7 protein-coding genes and 1 pseudogene are annotated in these 8,572 nt (G+C 40.8%); all 8 read left to right on the forward strand.

From position 1 onward, the window contains the following. A pseudogene (locus BLR11_RS13490) lies at positions 1-310 on the forward strand (transposase); the annotation flags it as partial. Positions 311-428: 118 nt separating this feature from the next. Continuing rightward, positions 429-1,766, forward strand: coding sequence for an MFS transporter (locus BLR11_RS13495; protein WP_091653131.1), 1,338 nt, complete (start codon positions 429-431; stop codon positions 1,764-1,766). 17 nt (positions 1,767-1,783) lie between these two features. Next, complete coding sequence (locus tag BLR11_RS13500) at positions 1,784-3,181, forward strand: enolase C-terminal domain-like protein (RefSeq protein ID WP_091653133.1); 1,398 nt, start codon at positions 1,784-1,786, stop codon at positions 3,179-3,181. A 44-nt stretch (positions 3,182-3,225) separates the two neighbouring features. After that, positions 3,226-4,746 carry a galactarate dehydratase gene (gene garD, locus BLR11_RS13505; protein ID WP_218118833.1) on the forward strand — a complete coding sequence of 507 codons (1,521 nt, stop codon included), beginning with the start codon at positions 3,226-3,228 and terminating at the stop codon, positions 4,744-4,746. 200 nt (positions 4,747-4,946) lie between these two features. After that, positions 4,947-5,846 (forward strand): 4-hydroxy-tetrahydrodipicolinate synthase, encoded by a 900-nt coding sequence (gene dapA / locus BLR11_RS13510; protein ID WP_091653138.1) that lies wholly within the window; start codon positions 4,947-4,949, stop codon positions 5,844-5,846. A 33-nt stretch (positions 5,847-5,879) separates the two neighbouring features. Next, complete coding sequence (locus BLR11_RS13515; RefSeq protein ID WP_091653141.1) at positions 5,880-7,211, forward strand: enolase C-terminal domain-like protein; 1,332 nt, start codon at positions 5,880-5,882, stop codon at positions 7,209-7,211. Positions 7,212-7,241: 30 nt separating this feature from the next. Continuing rightward, entirely contained in the window at positions 7,242-8,177 is a 936-nt protein-coding gene (gene garR, locus BLR11_RS13520; protein ID WP_342707214.1) for a 2-hydroxy-3-oxopropionate reductase, read from the forward strand. A gap of 184 nt (positions 8,178-8,361) precedes the next feature. Next, the coding region (tnpA, locus tag BLR11_RS13525; RefSeq protein WP_218118834.1) for an IS200/IS605 family transposase at positions 8,362-8,572 on the forward strand (211 nt) is incomplete at its 3' end.

An 8,572-nucleotide genomic window follows, 5' to 3' on the forward strand; every position in this document is an offset into this window, starting at 1 on the left:
GTACCATGAACGGTATGGTCATTATCCAGAACGGGTGTTGGCCGATAAGATTTACCGCAACCGTCTCAACCTGGCATATTGTAAAGAAAGAGGCATTCGGTTGTCGGGACCTGCCTTAGGACGGCCCAAGAAAGATGCTGTTAGAGACAAACGATTAGAATACAAAGACAATTGCGATCGCGTGGAAGTAGAACGAGCTTTCAGTTTAGCGAAACGTCGGTTTGGCCTTAGCCAAATCAGAACATATCTGAAAGAAACGACACAGAGTGTGATAGCGCTTTCTATTTTGGCACTGAACCTGGGAAAACTCCAGGCTATTCAGTGTACGCCAATTTTATTTTACCTACAATTACTACTGTGGAAAGTAAAACGGGCCTTAAAATGGCTGCCGTGTCAAAAAGTGGTTTTTGCGCAGTAGACATTATTTAATGTCTGTTCAAGAAGCTACTGTAAATGTAATGAAACGTACCAATGTGCGCTGGATGGTTGTTGCTCTCTTATTTACATTAACTGCTGTCAACTATGCTGATCGCGCTACTATTTCCATCGCAGGTCCGGTTATTCAAAAGGATTTAGGCTTGACTAGTATTCATATGGGATATATTTTTTCAGCGTTCGGGTGGGCGTATGTAATTGCGCAGCTGCCTGGCGGCTGGCTGCTGGACCGATTTGGTTCAAAAAAAGTATATTTTATAGGATTGCTACTATGGTCTGTCAGTGTGATGTTGCAAAGTTTATCTGCCTTATTTGTGGGTATTACTGCTGCCGGGGTTCTTTTTGTATTCCGTTATTTAATGGCAACATTTGAAGCTCCTTCCTTTCCTGCCAATGCACGTGTCGTAGCAGCTTGGTTTCCGGGAAAAGAACGTGGTACTGCTTCTGCTATTTTTAATGCGGCACAGTATTTTGCGACGGTTATATTTGCCCCGTTAATGGCCTGGATTGTTACGGTATTTGGCTGGCATCATGTTTTTATTGTAATGGGGTCTATCGGATTGGTAATGGCATTTGTTTGGCTCAAGTTTATGCATGATCCTAAGGAACATCCTATGTGCAATGAAGCTGAAGTTCAGTATATAGCAGAAGGCGGCGGCTTAGTTAGTATGGATGAAAAAAAAGACGGGGAAAAGAAATCAGGCCCTAATCTTAAAGTTATTAAACAACTTATTACGAATCGGATGTTTATTGGTATCTATTTAGCACAATATTGCATTAATGCGTTAACTTTTTTCTTTATTAGCTGGTTCCCGGTCTATTTAGTACAAGCTAGAGGAATGGATATTCTTCATGCCGGTTTTGCAGCAGCAATTCCTGCACTTTGCGGGTTTGGTGGTGGAATCCTTGGTGGCGTCTTTTCTGATTTTTTGATTCGTAAAGGATATTCCTTGTCTTTTGCTCGGAAAACACCGATTGTATTAGGGATGATGTTGAGTATGGCTATGGTACTTTGTAATTATGTTGATTCTATCCCCTTGGTTATATTGTTCATGGCAATGTCCTTCTTTGGCAAAGCGTTTGGTGCTCTTGGCTGGGCTGTTGGTTCAGATACATTTCCTAAAGAAGTTGCCGGTCTTGCAGGTGGATTATTCAACATGTGTGGAAACCTTTCTAGTATTACGACACCGATTGCCATTGGTTATATTGTAGCTACGACGGGCTCATTTGAATGGGCACTCGTCTTTACCGTGGCGCATGGGGTAGTGGCAGCTTTTAGTTATCTTGTAATCGTAGGAGATATTCATCGCGTTGAAATTAAAGCAGCGTAAGATAGGGAGGTTTTGTAATGAGTTTAACACCGATAGTTACTGAAATGCACGTCATTCCTGTAGCAGGACATGACTCCATGTTATTAAATCTTTGTGGTGCTCACGAGCCGATATTTACCCGCAATTTAGTTATATTAAAAGATAGTTCCGGGCATACCGGTATTGGTGAAGTTCCCGGAGGAGCTACTATCTTAGGCGTATTGCAACGTACTCCCGAGTTGGTCATAGGAAGATCCATTGGAGAATATAATAATATTCTTATGACTATTTATGATAAAGTATTGGGGGGAAAATATAAAGGCCCGCAGGCGACTGTTCATAAAGCTAAAACAGAAGCGGAAAGGAAAGTACTTCTCCAACCACACGAAATTAATTTACGGGCTGATAATGTCATTACAGCAATTGAAGCGGCATTATTGGATTTATTAGGTAAATATTTGGGCGTACCGGCTTGCGTCCTGCTGGGAGATGGACAGCAGCGTAAGGAAGTACGCGCGTTAGGATATTTATTTTATATAGGGAATCGGCATAAAGCAGAATCCCTTGGCTATTTAAGTGATGAACATAATCAGGATAATTGGTATCGCATGCGAAATGAAGAAGCGCTTACTCCGGCAGATATTGTTGAACAAGCTGCGGCGGCCAAGGAACATTATGGCTTTTCTGATTTCAAATTAAAAGGCGGGGTTATGAAGCCGGAAGATGAAATAGAAGCGGTTACGGCGCTGAAGAAAACCTTCCCTGATGCCCGCATTACCTTGGATCCGAATGGGTCATGGTCTTTAAAAACAGCAATTGAAGTATGTAAAAATAAAACACATGTTTTAACCTATGCAGAAGATCCCTGCGGGCCGGAGGGGGGATATTCCGGGCGGGAGATTATGGCAGAATTCCGACGAGCCACAGGGCTTCCGACTGCCACCAATATGATTGCTACAGACTGGCGGCAAATGATTCACTCTGTTAAATTGGATGCTGTATCAATTCCATTAGCAGATCCGCATTTTTGGACGATGCGCGGTTCTGTCCGTCTGGCGCAATTATGTGCAGAATGGGGATTAACATGGGGATCGCATTCAAATAATCATTTTGATATTTCATTAGCTATTTATGCGCAGACAGCAGCGGCTGCTCCGGGAAATATTACAGCGATAGATACACATTGGATTTGGCAAGAAGGTCGTGAACGATTAACCAAGGAGCCTATGCAGATTGAAAATGGAGTTATTCAAATTTCAGATAAACCAGGTCTTGGCGTTGATATTGATATGGAACGTGTAGAACAGGCTCATATGTTATATAAAAAGATTGGTTCCGGCGCCCGAGATGATGCGAAAGCGATGCGATACTTGGTAGAAGATTTTGAATATAATCCTAAAAAAAATAGCTATGGTGAATATGGACCTAAATTGTAAAAAATACAATACAGAATTTATATAAACAAAGGAAGATGACGACCATGGCATTACAAAAACCATTACGAATAAAATTATACTTAAAAGATAATGTAGCCATTATTGCCAATGAGGGCGGTCTTACGAAAGGAACTCGGTTTGAAGATGGTTTTACGTTAACTACTGATGTTCCGCAAGCACATAAAGCAGCATTGGAGGATATACCACAAGGCGGGGAAATTATTCGGTACGGACAGACGATAGGGTATGCACTAAAATTCATTCCCAAAGGAAGTTGGATCGAGGAATCCTTGGTTGGCATGCCTGAACCGCCCGATGTAAATCAGATGGTCTACAGTCGTCAAGAAATGAAGCAGTTAGAACCTTTAAAGGGAATGACTTTTATGGGATATCGAAATGCAGATGGGACAGCGGCTACCAAAAATATTTTGGGAATCCAAACCAGTGTGCAATGTGTAGCCGGAGTTGTAGATATTGCAGTAAAGAAAATTAAAGAAGAACTGCTGCCTCGATATCCTCATGTAGATGATGTAGTTGCAATGAAACATAATTATGGTTGCGGTGTGGCAATCAATGCTCCGGCAGCGGTAATTCCGATTCGTTCAATTAAAAATTTAGCGAAACATCCAAATTTTGGTGGAGAAATGTTGATTGTTAGTTTGGGATGTGAAAAGCTTCGCCCGGAAGTAGTGATTGATGGCGATGTGCATGCGGTTCATATACAACTTCAGGATGAAAATGGTTTTGCTGCATCTGTTCATACAATCATGAAAAATGCTGAAAAAATTTTACAGCGATTGAATCAACGTCGCCGCGAAGTTTGTTCTGTTTCTGATTTAATAGTGGGGTTACAATGCGGTGGCAGTGATGCTTTTTCCGGAGTAACGTCCAATCCTGCGGTTGGCTATGCGGCTGATCTTTTAGTACGTGCGGGGGCTACTGTGATGCTTTCCGAAGTTACAGAAGTTCGTGATGGAATTGACCGGTTATTGCCGCGGGCTGTAGATGCTGACGTCGCTGATCGTCTCCTGGCAGAAATGAAATGGTATGATCGTTATTTAAGTTTAGGAGAGGTTGACCGCAGTGCTAATACAACACCTGGAAATAAAAAAGGTGGATTGTCGAATATTGTCGAAAAAGCGATGGGATCTATTGTCAAATCAGGGACCAGTCCAATCACTGAAGTTATTTCTCCTGGCGAACGGCCAACAAAAAAAGGTTTGATTTATGCAGCAACGCCAGCCAGTGATTTTGTTTGCGGTACATGTCAGCTTGCTTCGGGTATCCATGTACAAGTATTTACAACGGGCCGCGGTACACCCTATGGATTAGCCATGGCACCTGTAATTAAAGTTTGCAGTAGAAGCATTCTTGCAAAAAAATGGCCTGATATTATTGATATCAATGCAGGACGAATTGCTGAAGGAGAAGCAACGATAGAATCTGTAGGAAAAGAAATTTTTGATATGATTCTTTCTGTTGCCAGCGGAAAGAAGCAAAGCTGGGCGGAAAAATGGAAAATTTATAATGACTTATGCTTATTCAACCCAGCACCTATCACGTAATTTTTATAACGAGCAGTTGATTTGTGAATTTGTATGATTATATCCTTATTATGAAAAATAAGTAAAAAAACATTGAAAATTTCATAATAATGGTATATTATTTTAAATATAGATTAATACATTTCATATATTGAATAAAATATGCTAAATATGAAATATAAGTTATTATAATTATATTTTATGGCAATGGAGGGAATAGAATGATAAAAGAAGTATTTAAGCCGCATGGGGTAATACCGGCTATGATTACACCGCTTACCAAGGACGGCACATTTAATGAGTCGGCAACCAGAAAGTTAATTGACTATTTAATCGACAATGGTGTTCATGGGCTATTTGTAGTAGGCACTACCGGCGAATTTTACGGATTTAGTTTAGAAGAAAAACGTTATATTTTTCAAGTTGCAATGGATCAGGCCAATGGGCGTGTTCCTATCTATGCGGGAACTAACGCTATTACGACAAAAGAGACAGTAGCGTTAACACAGATGGCCGAGGAATGCAACGTGGACTGTGTGTCTATTTTGACGCCGATGTTTATCAAACCTAGTCAAAAAGAATTATATATGCATTATAAAACAGTTGCAGATAATACATCATTACCGATTATTATTTATAATAATCCGCCGAAAACAGGTGTTAACGTGAACGCGGAAACGATTGCTAAGCTTGCTGATATTTCTAACATTGTAGCGGCTAAAGAATCTTCTGGAGATATGACACTTGTTGGTGAATATATTCGTTTGACGCAGGGGAAAGATTTTTCTGTATTGGTAGGCCGAGATACGATGATTTATTCTTCTTTGGTGTATGGTGCATCGGGAGCAATAGCATCTTGTGCTAATGTGGCACCGCGTCTTTGTGCTGATATTTATGATAAATACCAGCAGGGAGATTTAGAAGGAGCATTAAAAGCACAATATCAGCTGGCCCCGCTGCGGATCGCTTTTAAATATGGAACATTCCCGGCTGTTATTAAAGAATCCTTAACGTTGCTGGGAATTGATGCCGGACCTTGCATGGAACCTTGCGGTCCTTTGAAACCGGAAGAACGGGCAGCATTGCGGAACGTATTGAGTGAGATGGAATTGCTCAGATAATATAACGTATTATTTTGTAAAGGATGTGTAAAAATGGCAAATAAGACACCTAAAGTTGTACAAATGGATGTATATCCAGTAGCGGGACACGATTCAATGCTTCTTAATTTGAGCGGGGCTCATGGGCCGTACTTTACTCGTAACGTGGTTATTCTCACGGATGAAACAGGACATATAGGCGTTGGTGAAGTTCCGGGTGTTGGTAAAATTACGGCCGCATTGGAACAAGTAAAAAAATATGTTATAGGCGCACAGGTTGGTGATTATCGCAATGTACTATTACAGATTTCCAACCATTTAAATATTGGAGAAGAAGAACGAGGTAACCAGACTTTTGATACACGTACCGGAATCCATGTGCAAACGGCTGTTGAGGCCCCAATGCTTGATTTATTAGGACAATACATGGAATTGCCCGTTGCTCGTCTCTTGGGAGAAGGGCAGCAGCGGGATAAAGTGGATGTTTTGGGATATTTATTTTATGTTGGAGATCGTAAAAAGACAACATTGGAATATGCTAGTGAATCAGATTCAGATTGTGATTGGTACCGGCTGCGCCATGAAGAAGCGCTTACGCCGGAGGCAGTATTGGAGTTAGGAAAAGCGGCATATGAAAAATATGGTTTTCGTGATTTCAAACTCAAAGGCGGCGTATTACCGGGCAAAGAAGAAATAAAGGCGATAAAGGCACTGAAGGAACATTTTCCGGAGGCACGTATCACGCTCGATCCGAATGGAGCATGGTCTTTAAAAGAAGCTGTTGAAATCGGTAATGCAATGAAAGGAATACTAACATACTGTGAAGATCCTTGCGGAGCTGAAGCGGGTTTTTCCGGTCGTGAAATTATGTCAGAATTTCGCAGGGCGACCGGTCTCCCGACAGCAACTAATATGATTGCTACCGATTGGCGCCAGATGGCCAACTCTATCTTATTGCAATCGGTTGATATTCCTTTAGCAGATCCGCATTTTTGGACAATGCAGGGAAGCGTACGTGTAGGACAGCTTTGCAATATGTACGGACTCACGTGGGGATCACATTCTAATAACCATTTTGATATTTCTTTAGCTATTTTTTCTCATGTAGCTGCAGCTGTACCGGGACGTGTAACTGCAATCGATACACATTGGATATGGCAGGAAGGAATCGAACATCTGACTAAAAATCCGTTTGAAATTGTTGACGGTTATATAAAAATTCCAGATAAGCCGGGATTGGGAATTGAGCCGGATTTAGACAGAATACAGAAGGCACATCAGTTATATAAGGAAAAATGCTGCGGTAATCGAGATGATTCTGCTGCGATGCAATTTCTTATTCCAGGGTGGACATTTGATAATAAAAAGCCCTGTTTGGTTCGATAATATATTGTTTGCATATCTTTTGTAAGCAATGTGTTATATATATTTTTTATTAAAGTTTACAGTAAAAAGGAGCTAATGAACATGAAAATTGGTTTTATTGGTTTAGGTATTATGGGTAAGCCCATGAGTAAAAATTTATTAAAAGCCGGTTATGATGTAACTGTTAATGATTTGAACAAAGCTGCGGTTGATGAAGTAACAGCGCTAGGAGCTACATCCGCGGCTTCTGCAAAAGAAATTGCGCAGCAGTGTGATGTCATTATTACTATGCTGCCAAATTCACCGCAGGTTAAAACCGTTGTATTGGGAAAAGGCGGGTTGATTGAAGGATTATCGACAGGTAAAGTCCTTATTGATATGAGTTCGATTGCACCATTAGTTAGTCGTGAAGTGGCGGCTGAACTGGATAAAATCGGGGTTGAAATGCTGGATGCACCTGTATCGGGCGGAGAACCCAAAGCTATTGATGGTACGATGTCAGTTATGGTAGGCGGCAAGCAGGAAATCTTTGATTCATATTATGATGTTATGAAGTCTATGGCTGGTTCTGTTGTACGATGTGGGGAAATAGGCGCGGGAAACATTACTAAACTGGCAAATCAGATTATTGTTGCCATTAATATTGCTGCCGTATCAGAAGCATTTACCTTAGCACAGGCTGCAGGTGTAGAACCTAATCTTGTTTATGAAGCGATTCGAGGAGGATTGGCAGGAAGTACGGTACTTGATGCGAAAGGTCCTATGATGATGGATCGTAATTTCAACCCTGGATTCCGGATCAATCTGCATATAAAAGATTTGAATAATGTTATTGAAACTTCTCATAATTTAGGCCTTGCGCTTCCTCTTGTTACGCAAGTAATGGAAGAAATGCAGGTACTAAAACATGATGGCTTAGAAGCATGCGATCATAGCAGTATTGTTCGTTTTTATGAAAAAATGAATAATATTGAAGTGAAACGTTAATTTATTTTTACTATGGCACGGCGGGATAGTTTCCCGTCGTGCTGTTATTGTCGTATTGAAAACCATACGCTGTGCGTATGGTTCTAAAAGCTTATAGCTATAGGTAGAAAAAGCAAAACCTCCTTTGCTATACTAAGCACAGGTTCGCCAACCGTACTTAGAGCAAAGGAGGAAAATGCTATCCATGGACACTTTAAGTTTAGCACATACAAAATGGAGATGTAAATATCATCTTGTGTTTGCACCCAAGTACCGTAGACAATTGATTTACGGGAAATTAAAAAAAGATATTGGAAAAATTTTACGGGAATTATGTAGCCGGAAAGATGTAGAAATACTGGAAGCTAATGCGTGTAGGGATCATATACATATGTTAGTGAGTATTCCACCTAAGT

Source organism: Megasphaera paucivorans, from assembly GCF_900103535.1.
Taxonomy (GTDB): Bacteria; Bacillota; Negativicutes; order Veillonellales; family Megasphaeraceae; genus Megasphaera_A; species Megasphaera_A paucivorans.

Coding starts and splice junctions, on each gene's coding strand:
- BLR11_RS13500 (WP_091653133.1), top strand. CDS start 1,784: ATGAGTTTAACACCGATAGTTACTGAAATGCACGTCATTCCTGTAGCA.
- BLR11_RS13515 (WP_091653141.1), top strand. CDS start 5,880: ATGGCAAATAAGACACCTAAAGTTGTACAAATGGATGTATATCCAGTA.
- dapA (WP_091653138.1), top strand. CDS start 4,947: ATGATAAAAGAAGTATTTAAGCCGCATGGGGTAATACCGGCTATGATT.
- garD (WP_218118833.1), top strand. CDS start 3,226: ATGGCATTACAAAAACCATTACGAATAAAATTATACTTAAAAGATAAT.
- BLR11_RS13495 (WP_091653131.1), top strand. CDS start 429: ATGTCTGTTCAAGAAGCTACTGTAAATGTAATGAAACGTACCAATGTG.